The following is a 24,216-nucleotide window of genomic DNA, read 5'->3' on the forward strand; positions in this document are numbered from 1 at the left end:
CGCCGGGCGAGGTACGTTCCACTGACCGCACGACATTCGCACGCGGAGGTGTTCGGTATGAATGAATCTGTCGTCCCTGCCGTTTTATCATTTTGATACGGCATTCTTCGAGACTGTTGTCCCGCAACGCAATGACACGCCTGGACGAGGCGGGCCCGCAGGTTCTCGGCGGCCAGATCAACGACGCTGCGATCGATCACCGTACGCCGTATGACTATTTCGTAGAGACGCTCTACGACACCGTGCGGATAGATGAACCTACCGTCGACCTGGGTGTGGGCGTCCATCTCTGTAGCAACACCACAATGGAAGGGAAGCATCAGACCGGTGAAACTTGGAATGGGACTACCGCAGTACGGATCGGCCATGGGTAGCGCCACAGATTTGTGCCGCTTCGCAACGCACATCGAAGAGATGGGTTACGACTCGCTCTGGGCTGGCGATCGGTTGTTCAGTCCGCTGACGATCCATAGCTATCCTCCCGGAGGTAATGACGACTTTTGGGCGGCGTACTTGGAAACGCTCAGCGCCTTTGGCGATCCGTTCCCGGTCATTGCCGCCGCTGCAGCTGTCACTACCCGGATACGGTTCAACATCGGGACTCTGAACGCACCGCTGTATCAACCGATTCACCTGGCCCGCACGCTGACAACGTTGGACGTTCTCTGCGACGGCCGGCTCGACGTCGGGCTCGGCCTCGGATGGATGCGCGACGAGTACGACGCGTTGAGATTGCCATGGTCGTCGCGCGGGCAGCGGCTCGATGACATCCTGTCGTTTCTGCACATCTGGTGGACTGCCAACCCGGTTGAGTACGAGAGTCCTTTCATCTCCGTGCCGCCGACCCGGGTTGATCTGCGCCCGATTCAACCCGGTGGGCCACCGATCTTCCTCGGCGGCTCAAGCCCCGCTGCGCTCGCCCGGGTCGGGCAGCGTGCCCGTGGATGGATCGGGTTTGACACGCTTCCTGAGGACACGGTCACGTCGTTGTGGTCGACGGCTCGCCGCGCGGCCGAGGAGAGTGGGCGCGACCCCGATGCACTGAAGAAAGTTGTCCGCGTCAACGGTGTGCAGGGTGAATCCTTGCGCCAATTGGCTGATCGCCTCACCCGCCTTGCTGAGCAGGACACTGACGAAGTGGTCGTGGACTTCGCCTTCACCTACTCGACCATCGACGAAAGGTTGGACGCCGCAGACCGTCTCAAGCACATGGCGGCGTGGTAGGCGCTGTAAGCCAAAACACTGTTCGGCTGTATCTCCGTCCATTCGTGAAAGGGGGGTCGGCAGATGACACTGCATACGCTCGCAGCAGGTTCGGCAGATGAGCAGACGGTCGTAGAAGAAGTTGTCGTACTCGTCAACACCGTGTACGCCGTGGCAGAGGAGGGGCTTTGGGCGGCAGGCGCATTGCGTACGTCGGCGGAGGAGATAGCGGACTACATACGCAGCGGACAGATCACCGTTTCAATTCTGGGTGACCGCATCGTCGGCTGCATCCGCACTCAGCAACTGGACGGCTACACCGGCGAATTCGGGATGCTTGCCGTCGCCGAGGGTCACCGCGGGACTGGATTGGGCTGTGAGCTCGTCGCGTTCGCCGAGCGGCAGAGTCTCGAGCAGGGGCGAGCCACGATGCAACTGGAGCTCTTGGTCCCTCGGACCTGGTCGCACACATCGAAGGAGTTTCTGGCCGGCTGGTATCGCCGTATCGGGTACCGCATCATTCGCAGAGGGACGATCGATGAGTACTATCCCCACCTCGCGCCACTGTTGGCGACGCCGTGTGACTTCGTCATATACAGCAAGGACCTGACGTCGCAATCAGCAGATTGATGGCGTTAGTTCTCCGAGTGCTTCCTTGACGATCAGTCGGCATGATGCGTACGATTGAACCGCACAGTGGTTTGGAAAACCGTTCTACGGTTAGATTGGGCTGATGGTCATGGCTGAAGAGTCGTCGGTGCGGGTCCTTGAACGGGCCTGCCAGGTTCTCGACTGCTTTACGGCGGATGCACCGCGGTTGAAGATCGCCGACCTTCGCCAGCTCACCGGGCTTCCTGCCACAACAGTCGCGCGTATCGTGAAAACGCTTGTCAGCCAGGACTTGCTGGACAGGGACGGTGACGAGTACCGGCTCGGCCTTCGGGTCCTGGTGTGGTCGGCTCCCGCGACCGTGGGGTCGGACGTCATTGCGGCTGCGGGACCGGTTGTCGAGCAGGTGCGCGACCTCACCCATGAGACGTCCGGGTTGTATGTTCGCCAAGGCGCGAGCCGTGTCACGGTGGCCGCGGAACTGTCTACGTACTCAGTTGTGTACCGCGCCTACGTCGGTCAAGTCCGCCCGCTGCACGCCGGTGCTGCGGGCAAGGTCTTCATGGCCGCTGACGGTGCGGCCCTCGATGCGGCGCTGAAGAAAGGTCTCAGCCGATTCACTCCTAGCACCACCTGCGATCCTGAGGCCTTGCAGCGCGAGCTCGATCTCGTCCGGGATCAGGGATGGGCGTTCGCCGCAGAAGAGATCGAGGTCGGGTTGAACTCAGTTGCTGCCCCGGTGTACGGGGCGACCGGCGCTGTGGTGGGCGTCCTGGCGTGTGGTGGTCCATCCTTACGTCTGACCGCGGAATCGGCCGATGAATACGGACCGATGCTGGCGGCTATCGGCCTGGCGTTGTCGAAGCGTCTCGGTTACACCCACCACCTCGATGCCATCGTCCCGGGAAGCCGGATGGCGGAGTGAGCGACACCATCCTCGCGCTACACGATCCGCAGGACGTCGCCATCGTGTCCTCGAACCACAGCTCGAAATTCTGCGAGAGGAGTTATCTGTGAGCAGGTATGACATTCCGGGTGACGCCCGGAAGATCTACGAGACGGTGGTAGCCGGTGGTGCGGTGATCATGCCGGGCGACATCGGGTATGGGGCCATGGCCAGCTCATCCGGCGCGCTGCTCCGGCTCTTCCAGGCCAAGCAACGTGCACCCCACAAGCGGCATGCCATGGCGGGCAACTATGAGCTCCACCGTGAGGTCCATCAACTTGGCTCGCGCGAGCGGGACATGGTTGATGCAGTCGTGCTCGATGCGGGACTCCCACTCACCGTTGTCGCACCCTACGATGCCTCCCATCCCGTGGTGGCGGCCATCGAGTCTGACACGCTCAAGGCGAGCACTGTCGGCAGCACCTTGGCGATGCTGGTCAACGGTGGCGCGCTGCAAGATGCGGTGGTCCGGATCGCACACGGCGACGGGGTGCCGTTGTTGGGGTCATCGGCGAATCTGACGGGTACTGGCACCAAGTTTCGCGTGCAAGATATCCAGCAGCCGATCCTTGATGCCGTTGACATGGTCGTCGACTATGGACTCCGCAAGTATCACCATTACCGTCGCTCGTCGACACTCATCGACTTCTCAACGATGGAGGTCGTACGCATCGGGTCGTGCTACGAACTGATCAGCGATATCTTTGCCAACCAGTTCGGCGTCACACTTCCCGCCGATCCAGGTCGGGAGGCGCTACCTTCGGGGCACCTGCGCGAACAGGCCGTCAATAGTTGATCGGCTTGTATTCCGCTGCGTTGCAATGTGAAACACGAGGTGCCAGAACATGAGGAGTGCGACTGCCACGTCACAGGAGACCATCCCGGTAGCCATCATTCGTGGCGGTACCAGCAAGGGCCTCTACTTTCACGCCGTCGATCTCCCGCCGGCAGGACCGGAACTCGATCGGATGCTGCTGCGCCTGATGGAGTCGCCTGCCCCACTTCAGATCGACGGTCTCGGTGGATCTCGGGCAGTCACATCCAAGGTGGCCATCATTTCTCCCTCGGCACGCCTCGACGCCGACGTCGAGTACACCTTCGCGGAAGTCTCAGTCGATCCCGAAGTCGTGGAGTGGGAAGGCAACTGCGGCAACATCTTGGCGGGGGTAGGCCCGTTCGCCATCGACGAAGGACTGATCCCGGCCACCGACGGAACAACGCGGGTACGGATCTTCAACACGAATACCGAACGGCTGATCACCGCCTACGTCCCGGCCAGCGATAATCGCCACGCTGTCCGGGACGATTTCGCGATTCCAGGTGTTCCCGGAACCGGCACCGAGATCGTCATGGACTGGTCGGCCACCGTGGGTGCGCACACGGGGCGACTGCTCCCGACCGGCAATGCGGTTGACGTTATGACGCTTAGTGACCGCAGCACTGTACGGGTCACCGTGTGTGACGTGGCGAACCCCATGGTCTGGGTGCACGCTGACGATGTGGGTGCTCGCGGCGATGAGTCGAAGGCCGAGATCTATCATTCCGGACGGTTGCTCGCCCGGCTGCGCGAGATTCGTTCCAGGACAGCTGAACTTCTCGGTATCGGGGTGAGCTGGCAGATGGCCGACGAGCAGTCCCCGGCCTTACCGCTTGTGGGTATGGTGGCGCCTCCGGTGAGCTACTACGCGTTGGACGGCACGCACATCGATTCAGACGCCATGGACGTGGCCGTGCGTTTGATGTACATGGGGCACCTGCACGAGAGCCTGGCGGGCACGGCTGCCATTAATCTCGGTGCCGCCTCCCGTGTTCCAGGCTCTACTGTCGCCGACGCGGCATCGCGTGTCGACTCGGGAATTCTGCGCGCAGGCCATATTTCGGGTGTGATGCCCGTGTCGGTCGAGCGCGACGGAGCCATTGACGACACGGCCACGATGTTCTCTGTCCTAGCGATCAGCAGAACATCGCGTCGGCTCACCGATGCCCGTGTCTACCTGCCCCGGCTAGTCTTCTAAGTCGGAGAAGCTCCCGGCGAGTTGTGGACCGGCTGCGCTGCCTTCGCGGTTTCCGGCCTGGGAGCTGTCGCCTCTGCGGATGTGGGGCGAGGGATCACAAACGACATGGCGAATGCGCCCGCCAGCATCAACACGCTGCCGATCACGGCGGCTATGTAACCGGCGGCGGGCATTGCGGGATCGGTGGTCGCGGCGGCCTGGATCGCGTATATGACAACGAAACTGAGGCCCGCGCCGATGTTGAACGCCCCGGTGTTCAGGCCGGGGAGGGAGCCTGGTCGCTCCGGAGGGCTCAGGACGACTCCAAGTCCGTTGAGCATGATGTTCGCCATGCCCGCGTACGTGATGCCCACACAGATGGCGACGATGAACAGGAATGCCGGCTCGTTACTGTGCACTCCGAAGGCGAGCGCGGTCATCCCCACCACCGTGCCGATCAGCCCCAACCGCAGAATGCTCTTGTAACCGAAGCTTGCGGCGAGTCGCCCGGACAGCGGTCCCATGAGCAGCCCGGCAATCGCGTACGGCGTCAGAGTAAGCGCTGACGTCGTTTCCGCGTCGAGGCGGAAACCGAGGGCGTCGTCCTGGGCGAGGGCAGGGACTATGCCGTTCATCATGGCGAACACGCCGCCCAGAGCGAGCGCCGTTGTGCTGATCAGGGCCCAGGTGGACCGTTGTCGCATCTGACTAACGGGGACCAGCGGCGCGGGAATTCGCTCCTCGACCATCCAGAACAGGGTGAAGGCAACCACTGCGAACACGGCAGTTCCGGTCGCGATCCACCAGTTTGCATTTCCGAGTTTGCCGGTCTCGTTGATGGCGATCAAGGCAGCACCGACGGCGAGGACCAGCAGCACTGTACCGCTGATATCCAGACGTCGACGGTCTGCCCCGAAAGACTCGCGGGTCATGATGCGAACGAGGATCGCCGCGATGACGGCCACGGCCCCCATCGTCCAGAAGATGGAGTGAAATCCGTGATTGGTCACGAGATAGCCACCGAGGAGGGCGTCGAATCCGGCGATCCCGCCGTTGACTGCGGTCACCACGCCTAGGAGTGTCCCGTACTTCTTCGGCTCGGGCACCTCGACGCGCAGCATGACCAGTGCAATCGGGATCACCGGCCCGGACGCGCCCTGGATGATCCGACCGACGAAGAGCATCTGGATGTTCGTTGCGAGCGCGGAAATTACGCATCCAACCGTCATGATCATCAACGCCGCGCACAGGACGCGACGTCGGCCCACGATGTCGGCCAACCGGGGCAGAAACAGTGCGAACATGGCGGCAGCGATGAAGAATGCGCTCTGAGTGTTGGCGACAGCGCCCGCGGTGACGTTCAGTTGACGTTCGATTGATACGAGTGCCGGACTGAGCATGCTCGCGTTGAGCTGGAACGCCAGGCACGCGGAAAGAAGTGCCAGCATCAGTGTGGTGACCGAGGGGCCGGACCGAGTTTGGTGCGATGATGTCATGGGTGATTCCTCAGTGCGGCGGCGCTGATTTCGGACAGTAGGGGGACGGAGTCGATGGCACCGGGCCGCGTGACGGTGATACTTGCGGCCCGCACCGCATGTTCGACGGCGCCGCTGAGGTTGTCGGGGTCGGCGGCGAGAGCGGCGGCGAGGTAGCCGATGAAGGTGTCGCCCGCCGCGGTGGTGTCAACCGCGCTCACCACAGGTGCCTCAAAGTGGGCTGCGTGGTCACCGATCCATACGTAAGCGCCCGCATTGCCTGCTGTGCAGATGACCGTCGCGCCTGAAGCGCGTGCGACTTCGCTGATATCGTGCTCGAGGTCGCGAATGCCATCGCATTCCAGCAATTCTGCGATCCTGGCGAGTTCGTGCTCATTGATCACCAGCAGGTCGGTAAGGGTGAACAGGTCGTGGACCGTATCGGGTACGGGCGCGGCGTTGACAACCACGGTGGCGCCGGCGTCGTGTGCGGTGCGGGCGGCGTACAGGACCAGCGACATAGGCGTTTCCAGCTGCAGTAGCAGGTGGTCGCCGGGGCCGATGCCGTCCAATCCCGCCGCTACGGCATCGGGCGTGAGTTCGCTGTTGGCGCCGGGTGATACGACGATCGTATTCTCACCGGTGTCGTCGACGGTGATCATCGCTCGCCCGGTTGGCGCTGACGTGACGATGTGAAGATGGCTGGTATCGACGAACTCAACGGCGAGTGCCCGTCGGATTACCTCACCATCGGCGTCTTCGCCGAGGAGGCCGACGATCCGCGTTGGGGCGCCGGCCCGCGCCGCCGCGACAGCCTGATTCGCGCCTTTCCCGCCGGCGGCGACCCTCACGCCGGATCCGACTATGGTTTCGCCCGGCTTCGGGATTCCGGCGACACGGACGCGGTGGTCGGCGTTGAGGCTGCCGACGACGAACACCCGGCGTTTACGCGTCGAAATGTGTTGTGGCCACACGGCGCTATTTGAGGTTCGCGATCGCGTCGCGAATCAGCTGCCAGAACTTGGGTACGTCCAGCGTGATCGCGACGTCGGCATTCGACTCATTCTTGAGCATGTTGTGCAGGTCGACCGCAGTCGCTCCAGAGGTGAATTCACCTTTGGTCTCGACGTCGACGTGGCTGCGCTGAATGGTCGCCACAGCTCGGTCGATGGCGATCGCAACGGTGATGGGATCGTGCAGTGGCCCCTCTGGCATGCCTTCGACCGCGTCGTAGGTGCTGCAGAAGAATCGGAGCAGTTCCACACCGAACGAGCTGGTTTCGTTCCCGATCGCACCGATCGACTCGATCACTTCTTCGGTGATGAGGGCCTGGTGAGAGATGTTCAGTCCGACCATCGTGAGTGAAAGGCCGGACTTGAAGACGATGTCGGCCGCCTCCGGGTCCACCCAGGCATTGAACTCGGGGTACGCGCCGACGTTGCCTCGGCCCGTCGATCCTCCCATCCAGATGATCTCTTTGATCTTGTCGCGGAGTTCGGATCGTTGTTCGAGGAGCATCGCGATGTTGGTGAGCGGTCCGGTTGGGATCAGAGTGACAGGTTCGGCCGCACTCTCAAGGATGTCGCTGATCAGTTCCATCGCGCTGCGTTCGTCCAACGGGACTGTTGGCGTCGGCAAGACCGGACCTCCGAGTGCATTGTCGCCGTGAATCCAGGTGGCCGGAGTGAGTTCCCGGCGGAGCGGTTTGTCGGCCCCGGCGGCGACCGGTACGCCCTGGATTCCAGCCACAGTGAGGGCGACCTGTGCGTTGTTCGTCGTGTGTTTCAGGCTGCCGTTGCCGCCGACGGTGGTGACGCCGAGCAATTCGATCTCCGGTGTTCCGGCGGCGAGCCAGAGGGCGAAGACGTCGTCGTGACCGGGGTCGCAGTCAATGATGACTGGAGTGGGCATGTCGCTCCTTTGCGGGCGAGTAGTAGATTTGGCATATTTTGGAATTCCAAAAGTGGAGCATGGAAATTAAATCAGCACCAGTCGGCGCTTGACAAGAGGCCCGGAGGTGCAAGATTTTTGGTTTGGTAACGCTGCGCGCCGGAACGGTTCGACCTTGACCAAAGTGCTGCTGTACCACGAAGAGTGGTCATGCTACGCGCGGCGGGGTGGGCTTTTCGAGGGATTTGACGGGCACTGTCGAAAGGCATCTCGGCCTGGGGGTGACAGTCGTGGGAAGCAAGATTTGGGATGCCAAAAAAGCGACATGGAGCAGAAGGTGGATCCGGCGCTAAGTCGCGGAATTCCCCGACGTCGTTGGGTCAGGCCGAATCCAGCCATGCGCCAGCCCTTGTCTTACCAGCAGATCGGCCAAGCCCCCGAGCGAGGTGGAGGTTGCTACGGTCCCCGCTTCCCGAGCGCGCACGGTCGCCTCGTTGGCGTCCGGCATCTGCCATGTCCCGCCGCGGTTGAGCCAGTTGAGCAACATGGGCTCCAGTCGGTCCATCGACTTGGCGAACCGCGCCTCTGGCGATTCAGCGTTCTCGAACTCCTCCCATAGTGAGTGCATCAGTCCCATCTGGTCGTTGGGCAACAGGGTGAACAAGCGGTCGGCGGCGGCCTTTTCCCGCTCACGTTGGTCGATCATCGCGCCGGAATCGAAAACGGGGCTATCGCCTGCGTAGACCTCTACCAGGTCGTGGACGATGACGAGTTTCATCGTGTGACCGATATCGATTGGCTCGTCCGCATATTCAGCCAGGAGCAATACCATCAACGCCAAATGCCATGAGTGTTCTGCGTCGTTCTCGCGTCGATCGACCGCGGCCAGCGTAGAGGCGCGCACGATGGTCTTCAGCCGGTCAGCCTCGGCGATGAACGTGATCTGCGCCCGGAGTCGATCGCCAACTCCATCGGGAAGTGGATTCTGATCGATGACCTTGTCGTGACGCATGGTCACTGTGCCACCGCAACTTCGCGACCTGGCGACGTCTCACCAGCTACCGTCGAACGGTCGTGAGGAAACTGCCGCGCAGCGCGGAATGCTGCGGTATCGAGCGCAGGTCGGAGGTATGCACAGGCCCGGGTTATCAGCAGGACGTCTAGACGGGGAAGCGTGCGCGCATGCGCGGCGTAGAGGCTTACTGTCGCGACAAAACGCCTGCCAAGTGTTTTGGTCGTGATTCCGAACTGGCAGAAAGTCTCGTCCGCTGGAGGCCCGCCGTATGGTGCCCAGGACAGGACGAACTCGAGCAGACGCCGGTCGAATGCGTCCATGAGCATCACGTTGCGAAGGCCCTTCTGCCGGTATTTCAGGTGGACGAGACGGAATCGGCCCCATCGAGTGCGGCAATGGTTCTTGAAAGGACCTGTACGCCCGCTGCTATGTCGGTGAATTCAGTCCATTCTTCGGGGCAGTGGCTCCGTCCCGCTCGAGAAGGTACGAAGACCATGCCCATGGGACACAACCGTGCGAGATGGACCGCGTCATGGGTGGCCCCGCTGGGTACGGCTCGCCAAGTGAGACCGGACTGTTCCGCGGACGTTGCGACAATGTCCTGGATCGGGGGCGCTGTGCGGCTGATCTCGTTGTCGGTGACCCAGTCGAATTCGACGTCCACCCCTTCCCTGTGCGCCTCATCAACGACGTCCGCCACGATCTGCTGCTTGGCCATCGAGAGCCAGTCGGCGTCGATGCTTCGCAGCTCGGATCGCATCTGCACCTCCCCGGGAACAACGTTCGGTGATGCAAACCTGTTCGCGAGCCGTGTAGTTGTGGCCACACCATGCTTCGTTGCGCCGCAACCGATCCGCTGCACCGACAGCACGGCGCGGGCAGCTGCGACCATGGCGTCGTGGCGGTCGTCCATAGGCCTCGTCCCGGCATGATCGGCTCTACCGACGAATGTTGCGAGCATGCGCTCGATACCCGCGATCGCGGTCACTACCCCGATCTGGGTGTCGTGTCGTTCGAGCAATGGACCTTGTTCGATGTGTAGCTCGACGTAGGCGTGCAGCGGGGTGCTACGCAGCCACTGAGTAGACATCACCGCCGACGGACTCAGCCCGAAATCGTGGTACCTGTCGCCGAGGCGCCGGCCCTGCCCGTCTCTGCGCTCCAGGTCTGCTGGTGTCAACTCGCCTGCGAGTGATCGACTGCCCAGGCAACTGAGGCCCCAGTCGTTGGATTCTTCGCCGAGAAAGTCGACCACGATCAGATCACGCGTGAGCGTGATGTCGTTCTCCCGGAGCTGCCGAACCAGCTCAAGGGCACCAATCACACCGACGATGCCGTCGAAGCGGCCACCTCCGGTCACGGTGTCGGTGTGCGAACCAGTGACCAGTGCCGGTGCGGCAGAGGAACTTCCGCGGAGAACTCCGACAATGTTTCCGGCCGTGTCGATGTGTACCTCGAGCCCGCACTGCCGCATCTTTGTGGCGACCAGGTCCCGCGATGATCTGTACGGCTCACTGAAAACTTGTCGCGTCCAGCCTTGTTGGTCGGGCTCGTGCAAATTTGACAGCTCGATGATATCGGATTCGATCCGGTCCACGAGGGGCTCGAAGGTCGTAGTAATGGACAACGAATCTCCTAAGGATGATTGCGAACTCGGCTGACTACTGGGACGCCCGCGCAACAAATCGTCCACGGCCCGGTTTGGCTGCGCACTGTCCGTTCTCGACGATGAGTTCACCACGGGAGTAGACGGCCGTCACCGCACCCGGTATGGTCCAGCCCTCGTACGGCGTGTAATCCATTCGTTGCTGTTGTGTGGTCGCGGAGATCGTCGTGCGGGCGCCGGGGTCGAACACCGTGATGTCGGCATCGAAGCCGGCGGCGATAGCTCCCTTCGTGGTTAGCCCGAACTGCCTGGCGGGTGTGGTCGAGGTGAGGTCGACGAACTTCTGTAGTGAAATTCGGTTCTGTGCAACACCTTCGGCGTACATAACCAGCATGCGGTGCTCCACGCCAGGTCCACCGTTCGGGATCAGCCGGAAGTCCTGTTCGCCGAGGCGTCGTTTCTCCTCGAAACAGAAGGGGCAGTGGTCTGAGCTTACGACGCCGAGTGAGCCGGCTCGCAGCCCTCGCCACAACGCGTCGCGGTGCTCCTGCGTCCGCAGCGGAGGAGTGAGAACCACCTTCGCGGCCTCGAACCCCGGCTGATCGTAGAGCGCGCGGTCCAGAGTCAGGTAGTGGGTGCAGGTTTCACCGGCGATCGCCCAATCGTTGGCTCGTGCTTCTGCTACCGCCTCGACCGAACCCTCTGTGGAAAGATGGACGAAATATAGGGGCGCGTCAGCCATCCGCGCGATGCGAATGGCTCGGCGGACTGCTTCGACTTCCGTCGACGGAGGCCGCGAGATCTCATGGGAACCCGGTCCGGTTCGTCCATCTGCCACCAGATCGGCGGCGAGACGGTCGATCACATCGCCGTTCTCGGCATGTACGCAAACCTGTCCACCGGCCTTGCTGGACTCCCGTAGGACATCGAACAATGCTCCGTCATGCAGCATGAGGGTGCCGCGGTAGGCCATGAACACCTTGAAACTGCTCACTCCGGTTTGCACGATCTCCGGAAACTCGCCGACGGCATTGTCGTACAGATCGGTGACGCACATGTGGAACCCGTAGTCGATGATGGCCTTGCCCGACGCCTTGGCATGGTGGGTCGCGAGCGAGTCCAACAGGGTCTTGCCGGGCAGTTGCATCGCGAAGTCGACCACCGTGGTGGTGCCGCCACAGGCTGCGGCCCGGGTGGCGCTTTCGAAGTCGTCGGCGGTGACTGTTCCCATCATCGGGGAATCGATATGGGTGTGGACGTCGACACCTCCGGGAAAGATCAGTGATCCCGAATGGTCGATGCGCTCAAGACCTTCGATCGTTACGCCGTCGAAGTTGCCGACGGCTTCGATCATGCCGTCCTTGATAAGCACGTCAGCGTCGGTGGTGGTCGTGCTGTTCACCACGGTCCCGCCTGTCAACAATGTGTATGCGGTCATGTATCACTCCTCGTGTGGGCTGGGTTAGGTTCCGTGATGAGATGCGGGATGGGCGTTCCGCCGATTGGCCTGAGCACGACCGTCATCGAACGAGAGGTGCCACCGCGGGTCGCGTCGCCCGCTGGGCCCAGTTGGCCGCGGGATGGATTGCACCACGGGATCTTCGGAGTCGAGCGCCGCTGCCGCCCCGGGCTTCGGCGATGATTTCCGCCGCGACCGACACTGCGGTCTCCTCGGGCGTATGCGCACCCAGGTCGAGCCCAATAGGCGAGTGCAGTGCCTCAAGCTCTGTCTCGGTCAGTCCACATTCACGCAGTGCGGTGAGCCGCTTGCGGTGGGTTCGTCGGCTTCCCATCGCCCCGACATAAGCCACTGGCAGCCGCAGAGCCATTCTTAGTACCGGGATGTCGAACTTCTCGTCGTGGGTGAGGACGCAGATGACCGTTCGCTCATCGGTGGAGGTCTGTTGCAGGTACCGATGTGGCCATGACACAACCACCTCGTCGGCGTCCGGAAAACGGGCCGCGGTGGTGAACGTGGACCGCGCGTCGCAGATCGTGACGTGGTAACCAAGGAATTTTCCGATCTCGGTGACGGCTCGCGCGAAGTCGATGGCACCGAACACGATCATCCGCGGGTGGGGAGCGAAACTCTGGACCAGGAACACCTGGTCCCCGCACATCGCGCCGTTGCGTCCACACTCGACCACACCATCTGCAGCCCGGTTCAGCAGAGCATGTGCCGCAGCAGAGACCATGTCATCGACACGCCGATCACCGAACGAACCGCTGAACCCGCCCGGACCGAGCAGAAAGTGGGTGCCCGCATAATCACCTGAGACACAGGTGACCAGGGCGGTCGGTGCTACGTGGACGTGATCCGTGTGCAGCGTATTGAGGTCGACGCTAGTGGGGTCGGGCCCGGGCCGGACGAACACCTCCAAGGTCCCTCCGCAGGTCAAACCCGTTTCGAATGCCTCGTCATCACTGACTCCGTAGCGGATCAGCTGGGGCTGTCCGGTAGCGAGGACTTCCTCGGCCACGGCGTACACCGCACCTTCGACGCATCCTCCAGAGAGGCTGCCGACGACCGCGCCGGTCTCGGATACTGCCATTGACGCCCCTGTTCCGCGCGGCGCGGACTGCCAGGTCCGAACGATCGAAGCCACTGCAAACCGGGTCCGTGAGTGTTGCCAGTTGGACAGTTCGGTGAGGATGTCGCGCATGAGCGCCTCCGTTGACAATCAAATGCGGGAGGGCGGCCACCGGCCGCAAACGTTTGGTATTCCAAAATGGACCTTACGTCGCATCGTCGCGTTCGACAAGGGGGTACCCGAGGGCGCCTTGGTGTGGCCTTGGGGTGCCTCAGTCGCAGGGGAACAGGCTCGCCAGCGCGAGTGCGCAGCTGTGCTTGACGTGCGCGAGCGCGAATTCACGTGCGGCAGCTTCACTGTGGGTTGCGATGAGCTGAACGAGGATTGCGTGCTCTTCCATCAGTCGAGACCAGTCTTCGTTTTGTTGCATCAGCCATCGCATACGCCCCTGGATCGTTTGCATCAGGAGATGCAACTGCTCGTTGGCGGCGATCTCGGTGACGACGTCATGGAAGTCGGCGCTGAGCCTGTGCAGTACCGTTTCGTCGGTCGCCGAGTGGGTTTCATCCAGGAGACGGGTCAGCCGCCCGACGTCCTCAGATGTCGCCCGACGTGCAGCCAGTGCGGTAACTGCCGGTTCGAGGGCCTCGCGGACCTCGAACAGGTTCTCCACGTCGCGACGCGACCAACGGCGGACCGCCACCTTGCGAGGCGTCTCGGCGACCAGGAACCCTTCGAAGATCAAAACCTGCAGTGCTTCCCGGACGGGGCTGCGTGAAACCCCCAGCCGTTCGGCCACGGAACGCTCCACCAGCCGCTCGCCGGGGCGAAGTTCGCCTTCGATGATCTGGCGCCGGATCTCCTGGGTGACCTCTCCGCGCATCGCTGCCAGGGCGGTCGTAAGCGGAGTAGTCCCGTTCGGCGGTGCCGCCGCATTGGTTGCCATGGATGAGATTGTGGCAGACCGGTGGCAGGCCAGCGGCAACGCGGTGTGCAGGCAATATGAGGTGTGTCACTTCCTTTGGAATACCAAATCTTGACTTTGAGTTGTGAACGAGCGCATCATTGCCGCAATCGTTTGTGATTGATCTCGCATCAGCCCGCTGTCGACCACCTCATGACCAGCCTCGGGGCGCATGAACCGGCCGCCTGCTCACATAGGAAGCGCAATATGACGTTAGCGAAGCCTAAATCTCTTCCGTTGCTGGAGGAATCATTCACCGACGACCCCGCGGTAGTGCAGCGGCAGAAGACCGACGACTACTCAGCCCATGTCGTCCCGATGACATGGCGAGCCGGTCGCTGGTCGATGGCTATGGCATGGTACGCACTGGCCAGCGCGATGGCATGGCTGCTTACGGCAGGTGTGGCTGCGGTTGAGGTGGGACCGCGTGACGCCCTGATCGGAGCAGGCTTGTCGGTCTTTGCCTACAGCGCCATCTGTTCGGCGATGGCGACCTACGCGGCACGGACTGGAACCAACATAAACATGTTCTCCCGCATGATCTTCGGGCTGCGCGGAGGCGTTATCGCGACACTCGTGCTGTTCGCGATTGCGACGTTCTACGCCACCTTCGAAGGTGCTGTCGTCGCACACGCATTCTCGGTGGAGTTCGGGGGACCGTCCCTGAGCATCTGGTACTTGATCGTCGTGTTGTACAGCGTCCCGTTGGCGGTCGGCGGTGTGCGGGTATTCCTTGACAAGTTCAACGGCGCCTTGCTGCCGATTTACATCATCGGGCTCGTTGTCGCGGTGGTGTGGACCATCAGCGAACGCGGCTACAAGGCCGATTGGCTCAGCGGTCAGGGTGCCTCCACCGTTGTGGGACCGGGTTGGGTCTACAGCTTTTCGCTGTACATGGGTGTTTGGGTGCTGATGATGTTCACCGGTGACCTCGCCCGTCAGGCGAAGGTCGAGGATCTGCGGTTCCACCGATGGTTCACTTTCGGACCCGTCTTCCACGGTTTCACCCTTTTCGTGAACGCAGTGGTCGGGATCTTCCTGGCCGAACATCTGGTTGTCGGAGAGTTGACCGAGTTATCGGCAGTCGACGGCATGCTCGCGCTGATGGGGGTTTGGGCGGTGGTCCTGATCTGGGTCACTCAAAGCCGTATCAATACGGCCAATTACTATGTGGCATCGAGTAATCTGGCGAATCTTGTCGGCCGGGTGATCCCACGAAGCATCCCGCGCTGGGTCTGGGTGGTGGTACTCGGTGGCCTGGTGTACCTGCTCATGCTGCAGGACTTGTTACACAAGCTGTCTATTGCCCTGCAGTACAGCGGAATCATCACGGTCGCCTGGGTGGGCGCGGTCCTTGCCTACATGGCGTGGGCGAAAGTCCAGGGCATCCCACCAGAGGATGTTGAGTACCGACCCGGCCGGGTGCTCACGGTGAATTGGCCCGGGGTCGTCGCCTGGGTGGCCGGCACCGCGGTAGGAGTTGTTTTGCTGAACTGGGGAGGATCGGCCGGTCTGACCTGGTTTGCCCCCGGGGCGGTGGTCGTGTCGTTCGTGGTGTACAGCACGGCACTGCTGCTCAAGGGCGATGCCAGCTTCGCATTGTCGCGGCCGGCAGACCCGCGTAGCGAGGTTGCCGATGCTTGGGAATCGCGCGTCAGGTGTCACCACTGTGAGCATTCCTATGTCGCCCAGGAGATGGATCGTGATCCCAGTGCCGGTCACCAGGCCATCTGCTGTGAGTGTGCAGCCGCGAGTCGTCAGTTCCTCGAGGCCGCACACCACGAGGCGACAACCGCCGAAAGGATCCAAACCACCGTGAAATGCCAACTGGCCATGAGGGTCTTCACCCACTTCCTCAATCGCACGCCCGAGGTCCTGCCCCTTCTGGAGGGCTGGGACAAGACCCTGCAGTTCGACCTTGAAGGTGAACGAACCTTCCACATTGTCGTCGAGAACGGAAAAGCACGAGTCGTACGGGGGCCGGCCACCGATGCCGACGTCGTCATCGAGGCACCTGCAGAGCTGTTTCTGACGATGATGCTCGACACCGGCGTTGCCGACGAGGCGTACATGAATAAGAAGTACGAGGTCTACGGGCCGCCGGCGGACGCGACCCGGTTCCGCCACCTCGGCGAAAGAGTTCAGGAGTGCCATCCGCTCGTCTTTAAGCCGTTGCACAAGATCGCCCCGATCGCCCTTCGAGTGATGTAGGAAATCCGATGCCCACACTGTTATTCCAACCCGAGGACTACCGCTTCCCGACGTCGATCGACGAGGTGCTGACCGCCCTGGCAGAGCAGGGGGACAAGGCTCGGGTGATCGCCGGCGGAACGACAGTCCACGAACTCGCCTACCGCCGCGCGATGGGAGACGTCCGCACCCTGCTCGACGTCACCCGGCTTCCTTTGCGCCAGATCGCCGAAGCAGACGGCACAATGCATGTGGGCGCGACCGTCACCTTCACCGAACTGGCGGATTACATCTCAGCTCACCACCAGCCGACCCTGGCGATCATCGCCGACGCGATCGCCGGTATCCGACCGATGCAAATCCGCAACGTCGGAACCGTCGGTGGGTCCATTTGCTCCAGCCTGCCGTTCTTCGACTTGCCTGCGGCGCTGGTTGCGCTCGACGCCAGGATCACCACGCACAGCGTGGCGCGTGCGGCCCGCACGATACCGATTGAGGACTTTTTCCAAGACTTCTTCCTGCCGGATCTCCGGTTCGGAGAGTTCCTCACCGAGGCGGAATTCGCACTGCCCGGGCGCAACTCGTCAGGGGCTTTCCAGAAGTTCGAATCCAACTCGGTGGACTGGGCACTCGTCAGCATCGGGGCCCAGGTGAGCGTCGACGCCGGCCGTTTTACGGCGGTCCGCATCGCGCTTGGTGGTGGAATCGGCCGTAGGGTCACCCGCGCCAGAACCGTTGAGAACGCGCTGCTGGGCGCGCCGGTCGATGACCGAACCATCGAGCAGGCCGTGCTCCACGTCGCCGACGACGTTCGCGCCTTCAGCGACTTCCGGGGTTCGGCGAAGTTCCGCAACCACCTGCTCAAAGTCTATGTCGCTCGGTGCTTGAAGCAAGCAGCAAGGAGAATCCGATGACCCGCACCAACGACCCCCGTCACGTCCGCCCGAGGACGCCGACGGCGGACGAATCCGGGCCGGCACGAACCGCGCCCTCCCGGGTGCTCAACATTGTCGTCAACGGCGAACCTCATGCCGTCGCGGTAGGTCCGTACGAGAGCCTGAACTCTGTTCTGCGGGATCGCCTCAATCTGACCGGAACCAAACGCGGTTGTGACACCGGAGGATGCGGCACATGCACGGTCCAGGTTGACGGGCAGGCGGTGTACTCCTGCATGTATCCCTCACTGCGTGCCGAGGGCAAGAACGTTTCCACCGTCGAAGGGTTGTCGCGCAACGGCGTTCCCAACATGATGCAGCAGGCATTGGTCGACGGAGGTGGAGTCCAGTGCGGATATTGCACTCCTGGTGCGCTGATGGCCTGTGACGCCATCTTCCGTGAGCACCCAGAGGCCGATGCCGATGTCATCGCTGAGGAACTCGCCGGAAATCTCTGTCGCTGCACTGGTTACGTGAAGTTGGTGGAGGCTCTTGCCCAAGCTGGAAAGACGCGGAAGGAGTCACAGTGACCGAGACCATGCCGGTGTCCGCCGAGTACCAGAACATCGGCAGACGGGTGCCCAAGTTCGACGCTGTGCACAAGGCTACTGGCCAACTGAAATTCGTCGGGGACATCCGTCTGCCGAGGATGTTGGACATCAAGATCCTGCGCAGCCCGCACCCGCACGCAGAAATCGTCCGAATCGATATCACTCGGGCGTTGGCCATACCCGGTGTCAAGGCGATCGTCACACACGAGGACGCGCCGTCGCACCCCTACGGCCGGGAGTTCGCGCTACCCCCCGAGTACATGCCGCGCGACAACTTCGTCATCCCGGATAAGGCGCGCTACGTAGGTGACGTGGTGGCCGCCGTCGCCGCTACCAGCACAGAGGTCGCGGCACAGGCAGTTGCCGCCATCGAGGTCGAATATCGGAAGTTGCCTGCAGCCTTGGACCCGTTCAAGGCGATCGCACCGGGTGCCCCCCAGCTACATCGCACGGTCTTCTGGGGTGATGAGCGAGATGACTTGTCGGGCAACATCTTGCGCACCGTGAAGATGGGTGTCGGAGATGTCGAGAAGGGTTTCGCGGAGGCGGATCTGGTCATCGAGAACACCTTTACTGTACCCAAGCAGCAGCAGAGTCCCATGGAGCGACGCTGCATCGTGGTCAACCCGCTACCAGACGGCCGACTCGACGTGTGGTGCACCACGCAGTCCATCCACGGCCTTCGGCACAACATGGCGCGCGCACTCGGCATCCCGTACAGCCGGATAAACGTCCATCAGGTGTTCCTGGGCGGCGCGTTCGGTGCACGACTGGACATGAATGTCGACGAACCCATCGCGGCCCTGTTGGCCATGAAGGCAGGCCAGCCGGTGCGCCTGCAGCTGACGCGGGAGGAAGATATGATGTCGACCAGCCGCCATCCTGCGACGGTGACGTTGAGAACCGGTGCCAAGCGAGACGGCACATTGGTCGCACATCAGATGACCGCGCACGTCGATACCGGCGCTTACGCGTGTTCGGGGGAGTGGGTCACCAAGTGCATGGGCGGGTGGTTCATGTCGATGTACCGCGTACCCAACCAAGATTTCACCGGTCACGTCATCTACACCAATACGCCTCCTGCGGCGGGCTTCCGCGGCTTCGGCAACCCGCAGGCCAACGTTCCGGTGGAGTCCCACATGGATATCCTGGCCGACAAACTGGGTATCGATCCGGTCGAGATGCGGCTACGTAACTACATTCGCGAAGGGGACGCCTACTTCGCGCAGGGGCCCAATGTCGTCGACTACATAAAGAGTTGCGGTGTCGAGGAGATCCTGACGGAAGGGGCACGCAGGATCGGTTGGCATCGACGCGCAGAGTTCGCGGCGCAACCGAAGACCCAGAAGATTCTCAAGGGAATCGGAATGGGCCGTGCGTTCCACACGTCTGGCTGCGGGCAGGCCAACGAGGTCTCCGACATCCTCGAGTACGCCGGCAGCATCATCAAGATGAACGAGGACGGCACTGCCAGCCTCACCACGGCATTGATCGACATGGGCACCGGAAATCTCATGGGGCACGCGCAGATCGTTGCCGAGGTCCTGGGCCTGCGTGTCGAGGACATCACCGTCAACACGACCGATACGGACTCGTCGCCGTACGACGTGGTTACCCACGCCAGCCGTAGTACCTACGTGTCCGGGATGGTCGCGAAGCTGTGCGCGGAGAAGGTCCGGACCATCCTGTGCCAGATGGCTGGACGCATCCTGGAAGCCGACCCGGGCGACATTGTGCTCGCGGGGGGCCGGGCGCATGTGAGAGGACCGTCTGAAGTCGGGGCGTTGCAACCCTCGATCAGCATCACGGAAATCACCCGGACCGCGCAGATGCGGCAGTGGGGCACCATCATGGCAGAGGAAAGCCGCCGCGCGGTCACAACCGCTTCGCATTTCACGTGCAAGTTCATCGAGGTGTCGGTAGACACTGAGACCGGCCACATCTCCATCGACAAGGTCGTCGCAGGATCCGATGTGGGACAGGTTATCAACCCGGTTCTCGTGGAAGGACAGATCCACGGCGGCGCGGCCCAGGCGTTCGGTTACGCGTTGCTCGAGGAGATCCAGGTTGACCGCGAGACGGGCCGCACGCTCAATGCCGATTTCCTGAACTACAAGATCTTCACGTCCAGGGACATGTGCCGTGATTTCGATGTCTTCTTCTCCGCCACGCATGAGGATTCGGGCCCGTTCGGCGCCAAGGGAATCGGCGAGGCCGCCAACAACGACGGAGCCGGTGCTGTGGTCAACGCCGTGGCAAACGCGCTCGGTGTTCACATCAAGGATCTCCCGCTGACGCCGGAACGTGTGCTCGAGGCGCTCGGAAAGATCTGATGACCGGCCGCGGCGGAGTCGGTCGAGTGAGTATCGGGGTCTTCTTCCATGGATGGGCGACCCCGGACCGATCAGATGCAGACGTGCTTGACGAGATCCTCGAATCCACCGAATGCGCCGACCTGCTCGGCTTCGATATCGCCTGGTACACCGAACAACACACGCGTTCGTTCGGGAACATCTGGGGCCGGGTGGCAGCGCCCCAATTGCTGATAGCCAATGCCTCGGCCCGGACCAGCGCCATCGGCCTGGGATCCGCGGTCCGACTGGCCGTCGACGTCGATGCGTCAACTCTGGTCGAGGAGATGCTTACCTTGGATGCTCTCAGCCGCGGGCGGGCCCAGTTCGGATTCGGCGCAGGTATGCCCGGGACCGGGCAGGGACACAGCGCACGTGAACTGCGTCGGGAGGCCCTGCGGGCGCGCGTTGAGGAGGTGGCCGACATTCTCGAGGACGGTCAGCGTGGGACGAAGGGCAGCATGGGTATGCAGAACCGTGATCTGACTGATCGTATTCACCTGGCATCCATCGACGAACAGACGATCGAAATGGCCGCCCGCCGCGGATTCGGTTACTTCGCAGGACTGTTTGGGGGCGCGCGGCAGGCCCGACTGGCCAGAAGCTTCCGGGCGGCTGGGGGGCGAGGGCCCGTACGCGCGGTTCGCATGGTGTTCGTGGGAGCCGACGATACGAACGCGAGGGACCTCGCCGAGCCCGCGGTCATGTATTTCTGGAGCAACTTCACCCCGCCGTCGCCCGAATGGCGCAGAGCCGTCGAGAAGGCAGGCACGATGACCTACGAGCAGATCATTGCCGAATTGGGCTGGATCGTGGGGGGCGCCGAGAAGGTGGCAGAGGAACTCCACGGTTACATGACCGAGTCAAGCCTCGACGGACTCGACGTAGCGTTCCACGCTCCTGGTCTCGACAGTGCGAGCGCGGACCGATCGATGGAACGGTTCGCCCGGCACGTGCTTCCCGCCATACGCCCATCGACCGCCCTCAGCTGCGCGTGATCGGGCGCTAGTGAGCGGTTCGGTCGTCTCGCCTCGGGTGACGTTGTCGACAGTGGCGAGCCATGCGGGGCTTCATCCGTCGACAGTCTCGAGGGCGCTGAGTGACGTCCCGGTCGGAGTGAGCAAGGGGACTGTCGCGCGGGTTCGGAGCATTGCCGACGAGCTTGGCTATTTCCGCGATATCACCGGCGCTGCACTGCGAACCGGACGGACCAGGATGATCGGTGTTCTCGTGCCTCGCCTCACCGACGTGGTACTCGCGCAGATCTACGAGTCGATCGACGACACCGCTCGCGCCGCAGGTTACAACACGGTCGTGGCGAACACGCGCGACGATCCGGAGGTGCAACGCATGCGTTTGGACGGGCTGCTCTCACGGCGAGTGGACGGATTGATCGTCGGCGATCTTCGAGAGGGCGACGCGCTTGTCGATCGGATTCTGGCTTCAGGTGTGCCGTTCGTCCTCGTCATGCGCCGCGGTGGCCGCCACCCGTCGGTCACCACCGACGACCTTGAAGGTGGTCGACTGGCCGCCGAGCATTTCCTGGAATTGGGGCATTCAGTCGTCGGCGTGATTGCCGGCGACCCCCTCACGAGTACTGGACGTGAACGCCGCGGCGGTTTCGTCGGAAGATATGCAGAGTCCGGGATCGACATTCCGGACCGCTACGTCGTGGATTCTGCGTTCGACCTCGATAGCGGACGATCCGCTGCCGAGGGGTTGCTCGCGCTTACCCCACGGCCGACTGCGGTGTTCGCGGTCAATGATTTCACCGCGATCGGCGCCATCGGAGCGCTGCGCGAACTAGACCTCGAACTCGGGCGTGATGTTGCAGTGCTCGGGTACAACGACGTTCCGGTTGCCGCGCAGCTGTCAATTCCACTGTCCTCGATCCGTTCGCCTCTCGAGGACATGGGCAGGTTGAGCACCGAAATGCTGCTCGATCGACTCGAAGGCCGGCAGATGAGTTCGATCAGACTCAGCCCGACGCTGGTCGCACGAGCATCCACGCTGTTGAGCAATATGACCAAGGACTCCCGATAGAGAGTGCGGCGGGCTCCGCCATGTCGTCATGATTTGAACTGGACCTTCTATCAGAAGGTAGCGTGCCCGGGGCATGGCTGCCGCGGCGTCTACTGTGAAGTAATCCTTCGGTTCAGGTATCAAGTGGCCCTGGAGGATTGACACTCCCGATCGCTGGAGCGAGCTTGTTGCCGGAGTTGTCGTAGGCGTAGAAGCCGCGGCCGGTCTTGCGGCCGAGATGGCCTTGTTCGACGAGCTGGGTGACTGTCCGGGACGGAGCGTCTATCGGGTCCTGGGATGCGTTGAATCGGGCCTGCTTGACGTGGTAACCAATGTCGATCCCGGTGAGGTCCATGAGTTCGAAGGGCCCCATTGGGTATCCCAGTGCGGTGCGGCAAGCGGTGTCGATGGCGTCAACCGACGCGATATCGTTCTCGTAGAGAGAGATTGCTTCGTCGCGGACGGCATTGAGGATTCTGTTGGCGATGAAGCCGGGAATCTCCTTGTCGAGGACAACGGGGGTCTTGCCGAGTCGCTGAACCAGTGCGATGGCAGTATCGATAGTCGCTGCAGTGGTGGCGGGGCCCGCCACGATCTCCACGCATTCCATCACCAGGGCGGGATTGAAGAAGTGGACGTTGCACACCTGGCCGGGCCGTCGGGTGGCGTCGGCAAGTTGGGACGGCATGAACCCCGATGAATTGGTGGCCAAGATCGCGTTGCTGGGTGTGTGACGGTCGAGGTTGGCGAACAGGTCCCGTTTGACGTCGAGGTCTTCGAGGGCCGCTTCGATGACAAAATCAGCACCGACGGCCAGTTCAGTGAGATTGGTACCGAATTCGAGTCGGGCGAACGCGGCGTCCTCGTCCGTGGCACTTCGGTTGCCCTTGGCGATGTCACGGGCGCTTCGGTTGCGAAGATGACGCACGGCGCGGGCGAGCCGGGCTGCGTCGATGTCGTGGCAGCTCACCGACAGGCCGGCACGGGCGCTGACCAATGCGATCTGGGAGCCCATTGCACCCGCGCCGACGACGAGTACGCGGTTGATGTCCATGCGATGGTGTCCTATCTTCCGGAAAATTCGGGTGGCCGTTTGGCGAGGAAGGCATCGACGCCTTCACGCTTGTCGTCGGTGTCGTAGAGCAGCGCTTGTGCCAACCGCTCGACGACCAAGCCGCTGCGCTGGTCGGTATCAGCACCGGTGCGCACCACCAACTTGGCCAGCCGCGTAGCCTGCGGCCCGCGGGCGATCACTGAGCCGGCGAGTTGCCGGGTGGTGATGTTGAGGTCGGCGTCGGGGACCACTCGTGAAACCAGGCCCATGGCAAGCGCTTCGGGTGCGGATACGACGCGTCCAGTGAGCACCATGTCCAAAGCATGCCCAATCCCGACGAGTCGCGAAAGCCGTTGTGTCCCGCCGGCACCGGGCAGGATACCGAGGCCTGTCTCGGGCAGCCCGAGGCAAGCCGATTCGGCGGCAATGCGAACGTCGCAGGCCATCGCCAGCTCGCAGCCACCACCGAGGGCGTATCCGTTGATTGCCGCGAACGTCGGGATCGTCAGTGCCTCAAGCTGATCGAACAGCCGCTGCATCGCTGAGCGCAGGGCAGTACGTCGGTCGTAGTCGCGTGAACGGCGAATATCAGCGCCGGCTGCGAAGGCCTTTTCCCCGCCACCGGTGACAATGAGAGCTTGGGCGCTTTCGTCGCTTGCGATCGAGTCGAGTACGGCGCCTAGTTCGGTCTGGACCGTGAGGTCGATGGCGTTGCGACGCTCGGGTCGGTTGATCGTCACCACCGCCACGCCCTGTTCGCGTTCGACGTTGAGGGTCTCGTACACGGGCCCGTCGCTCATGCCCACGCCTTTCTCTTCGCGGACTTCAGCGGGAAGGGCCCTATCGGCGTCGTCGGGCATGTGCAATTGCCGCGAATGTA

Annotated in this window: 21 protein-coding genes; 11 read left to right on the plus strand and 10 right to left on the minus strand. The window is 62.5% G+C overall.

The genetic code is table 11. From position 1 onward, the window contains the following. Window positions 1-327: 327 nt before the first annotated feature. From M1247_RS25970 to M1247_RS25990, 5 genes are all read left to right on the plus strand, one after another. Window positions 328-1,224: a TIGR03619 family F420-dependent LLM class oxidoreductase gene (locus tag M1247_RS25970; RefSeq protein ID WP_317159281.1), complete on the plus strand. Its 897-nt coding sequence runs from the start codon at window positions 328-330 to the stop codon at window positions 1,222-1,224. A 63-nt stretch (window positions 1,225-1,287) separates the two neighbouring features. Further along, the gene (locus M1247_RS25975; protein WP_317159282.1) at window positions 1,288-1,833 is read left to right on the plus strand and encodes a GNAT family N-acetyltransferase; all 546 of its coding nucleotides are present in this window, start codon (window positions 1,288-1,290) and stop codon (window positions 1,831-1,833) included. Window positions 1,834-1,936: 103 nt separating this feature from the next. Further along, the gene (locus M1247_RS25980) at window positions 1,937-2,737 is read left to right on the plus strand and encodes an IclR family transcriptional regulator (RefSeq protein WP_317159283.1); all 801 of its coding nucleotides are present in this window, start codon (window positions 1,937-1,939) and stop codon (window positions 2,735-2,737) included. 88 nt (window positions 2,738-2,825) lie between these two features. Next, window positions 2,826-3,554, plus strand: a complete 729-nt coding sequence (locus tag M1247_RS25985) for a Sua5/YciO/YrdC/YwlC family protein (protein WP_317159284.1) — start codon at window positions 2,826-2,828, stop codon at window positions 3,552-3,554. 49 nt (window positions 3,555-3,603) lie between these two features. Then, window positions 3,604-4,773 (plus strand): PrpF domain-containing protein, encoded by a 1,170-nt coding sequence (locus M1247_RS25990; RefSeq protein WP_317159285.1) that lies wholly within the window; start codon window positions 3,604-3,606, stop codon window positions 4,771-4,773. Here M1247_RS25990 and M1247_RS25995 read toward each other — a convergent pair. The 8 genes from M1247_RS25995 to M1247_RS26030 all read right to left on the minus strand — a co-directional run bounded on the left by M1247_RS25995 (window position 4,770) and on the right by M1247_RS26030 (window position 14,215). Next, complete coding sequence (locus tag M1247_RS25995) at window positions 4,770-6,248, minus strand: MFS transporter (protein WP_317159286.1); 1,479 nt, start codon at window positions 6,246-6,248, stop codon at window positions 4,770-4,772. The genes M1247_RS25990 and M1247_RS25995 overlap by 4 nt on opposite strands. Next, the gene (locus M1247_RS26000; protein WP_317159287.1) at window positions 6,245-7,201 is read right to left on the minus strand and encodes a ribokinase; all 957 of its coding nucleotides are present in this window, start codon (window positions 7,199-7,201) and stop codon (window positions 6,245-6,247) included. Before M1247_RS26000 ends, M1247_RS25995 begins: the two co-directional genes overlap by 4 nt. A gap of 4 nt (window positions 7,202-7,205) precedes the next feature. Then, a complete protein-coding gene (locus M1247_RS26005) occupies window positions 7,206-8,138 on the minus strand; it encodes a nucleoside hydrolase (RefSeq protein ID WP_317159288.1) in 933 nt (310 codons plus the stop codon). 328 nt (window positions 8,139-8,466) lie between these two features. Then, window positions 8,467-9,129, minus strand: coding sequence for an HD domain-containing protein (locus M1247_RS26010; protein WP_317159369.1), 663 nt, complete (start codon window positions 9,127-9,129; stop codon window positions 8,467-8,469). A 358-nt stretch (window positions 9,130-9,487) separates the two neighbouring features. Continuing rightward, window positions 9,488-10,873: a M20 family metallo-hydrolase gene (locus tag M1247_RS26015; protein ID WP_317159289.1), complete on the minus strand. Its 1,386-nt coding sequence runs from the start codon at window positions 10,871-10,873 to the stop codon at window positions 9,488-9,490. Then, window positions 10,794-12,176, minus strand: coding sequence for a dihydropyrimidinase (gene hydA, locus M1247_RS26020; RefSeq protein ID WP_317159290.1), 1,383 nt, complete (start codon window positions 12,174-12,176; stop codon window positions 10,794-10,796). The genes M1247_RS26015 and hydA overlap by 80 nt, the downstream gene beginning before the upstream one ends. Window positions 12,177-12,258: 82 nt before the next feature. Then, on the minus strand, window positions 12,259-13,401 hold the full coding sequence (locus tag M1247_RS26025; RefSeq protein ID WP_317159291.1) for an XdhC family protein: 1,143 nt from the start codon (window positions 13,399-13,401) through the stop codon (window positions 12,259-12,261). Between the two features lie 139 nt (window positions 13,402-13,540). Beyond that, complete coding sequence (locus M1247_RS26030) at window positions 13,541-14,215, minus strand: GntR family transcriptional regulator (RefSeq protein ID WP_317159292.1); 675 nt, start codon at window positions 14,213-14,215, stop codon at window positions 13,541-13,543. A 225-nt stretch (window positions 14,216-14,440) separates the two neighbouring features. Here M1247_RS26030 and M1247_RS26035 point away from each other — a divergent pair, with 225 nt between their 5' ends. Genes M1247_RS26035 through M1247_RS26060 form a run of 6 tightly spaced genes read left to right on the plus strand, consistent with a single transcriptional unit; the run spans window position 14,441 to window position 22,303 of the window. Beyond that, a complete protein-coding gene (locus tag M1247_RS26035; RefSeq protein ID WP_317159293.1) occupies window positions 14,441-16,444 on the plus strand; it encodes an SCP2 sterol-binding domain-containing protein in 2,004 nt (667 codons plus the stop codon). 8 nt (window positions 16,445-16,452) lie between these two features. Beyond that, window positions 16,453-17,337 (plus strand): FAD binding domain-containing protein, encoded by an 885-nt coding sequence (locus M1247_RS26040; RefSeq protein WP_317159294.1) that lies wholly within the window; start codon window positions 16,453-16,455, stop codon window positions 17,335-17,337. Further along, on the plus strand, window positions 17,334-17,888 hold the full coding sequence (locus M1247_RS26045; RefSeq protein WP_317159295.1) for a (2Fe-2S)-binding protein: 555 nt from the start codon (window positions 17,334-17,336) through the stop codon (window positions 17,886-17,888). Before M1247_RS26040 ends, M1247_RS26045 begins: the two co-directional genes overlap by 4 nt. Continuing rightward, a complete protein-coding gene (locus tag M1247_RS26050; protein WP_317159296.1) occupies window positions 17,885-20,242 on the plus strand; it encodes a xanthine dehydrogenase family protein molybdopterin-binding subunit in 2,358 nt (785 codons plus the stop codon). The genes M1247_RS26045 and M1247_RS26050 overlap by 4 nt, the downstream gene beginning before the upstream one ends. Window positions 20,243-20,268: 26 nt before the next feature. After that, entirely contained in the window at window positions 20,269-21,258 is a 990-nt protein-coding gene (locus tag M1247_RS26055; protein ID WP_317159297.1) for an LLM class flavin-dependent oxidoreductase, read from the plus strand. A gap of 52 nt (window positions 21,259-21,310) precedes the next feature. Beyond that, window positions 21,311-22,303: a LacI family DNA-binding transcriptional regulator gene (locus M1247_RS26060; RefSeq protein ID WP_317159298.1), complete on the plus strand. Its 993-nt coding sequence runs from the start codon at window positions 21,311-21,313 to the stop codon at window positions 22,301-22,303. A 112-nt stretch (window positions 22,304-22,415) separates the two neighbouring features. Here the strand turns inward: M1247_RS26060 and M1247_RS26065 are convergent, their stop codons facing one another. Both M1247_RS26065 and M1247_RS26070 read right to left on the minus strand, forming a co-directional pair. Beyond that, window positions 22,416-23,336: a 3-hydroxyacyl-CoA dehydrogenase family protein gene (locus M1247_RS26065; RefSeq protein WP_317159299.1), complete on the minus strand. Its 921-nt coding sequence runs from the start codon at window positions 23,334-23,336 to the stop codon at window positions 22,416-22,418. An 11-nt stretch (window positions 23,337-23,347) separates the two neighbouring features. Then, window positions 23,348-24,136 (minus strand): enoyl-CoA hydratase/isomerase family protein, encoded by a 789-nt coding sequence (locus M1247_RS26070; RefSeq protein WP_317159300.1) that lies wholly within the window; start codon window positions 24,134-24,136, stop codon window positions 23,348-23,350. Between the last annotated feature and the right edge of the window lie 80 nt (window positions 24,137-24,216).

Source organism: Mycobacterium appelbergii (assembly GCF_032883035.1).
Classification (GTDB): domain Bacteria; phylum Actinomycetota; class Actinomycetes; order Mycobacteriales; family Mycobacteriaceae; genus Mycobacterium; species Mycobacterium appelbergii.

What these genes read in the sequence shown, in the direction of transcription:
- M1247_RS26070 (WP_317159300.1), bottom strand. Translation starts at nt 24,136, where the DNA reads ATGAGCGACGGGCCCGTGTACGAGACCCTCAACGTCGAACGCGAACAG.
- M1247_RS25975 (WP_317159282.1), top strand. Translation starts at nt 1,288, where the DNA reads ATGACACTGCATACGCTCGCAGCAGGTTCGGCAGATGAGCAGACGGTC.
- M1247_RS26065 (WP_317159299.1), bottom strand. Translation starts at nt 23,336, where the DNA reads ATGGACATCAACCGCGTACTCGTCGTCGGCGCGGGTGCAATGGGCTCC.
- M1247_RS26010 (WP_317159369.1), bottom strand. Translation starts at nt 9,129, where the DNA reads ATGCGTCACGACAAGGTCATCGATCAGAATCCACTTCCCGATGGAGTT.
- M1247_RS26035 (WP_317159293.1), top strand. Translation starts at nt 14,441, where the DNA reads ATGACGTTAGCGAAGCCTAAATCTCTTCCGTTGCTGGAGGAATCATTC.
- hydA (WP_317159290.1), bottom strand. Translation starts at nt 12,176, where the DNA reads ATGACCGCATACACATTGTTGACAGGCGGGACCGTGGTGAACAGCACG.
- M1247_RS25990 (WP_317159285.1), top strand. Translation starts at nt 3,604, where the DNA reads ATGAGGAGTGCGACTGCCACGTCACAGGAGACCATCCCGGTAGCCATC.
- M1247_RS26025 (WP_317159291.1), bottom strand. Translation starts at nt 13,401, where the DNA reads ATGCGCGACATCCTCACCGAACTGTCCAACTGGCAACACTCACGGACC.
- M1247_RS25980 (WP_317159283.1), top strand. Translation starts at nt 1,937, where the DNA reads ATGGTCATGGCTGAAGAGTCGTCGGTGCGGGTCCTTGAACGGGCCTGC.
- M1247_RS26045 (WP_317159295.1), top strand. Translation starts at nt 17,334, where the DNA reads ATGACCCGCACCAACGACCCCCGTCACGTCCGCCCGAGGACGCCGACG.
- M1247_RS26005 (WP_317159288.1), bottom strand. Translation starts at nt 8,138, where the DNA reads ATGCCCACTCCAGTCATCATTGACTGCGACCCCGGTCACGACGACGTC.
- M1247_RS26040 (WP_317159294.1), top strand. Translation starts at nt 16,453, where the DNA reads ATGCCCACACTGTTATTCCAACCCGAGGACTACCGCTTCCCGACGTCG.
- M1247_RS25995 (WP_317159286.1), bottom strand. Translation starts at nt 6,248, where the DNA reads ATGACATCATCGCACCAAACTCGGTCCGGCCCCTCGGTCACCACACTG.
- M1247_RS26030 (WP_317159292.1), bottom strand. Translation starts at nt 14,215, where the DNA reads ATGGCAACCAATGCGGCGGCACCGCCGAACGGGACTACTCCGCTTACG.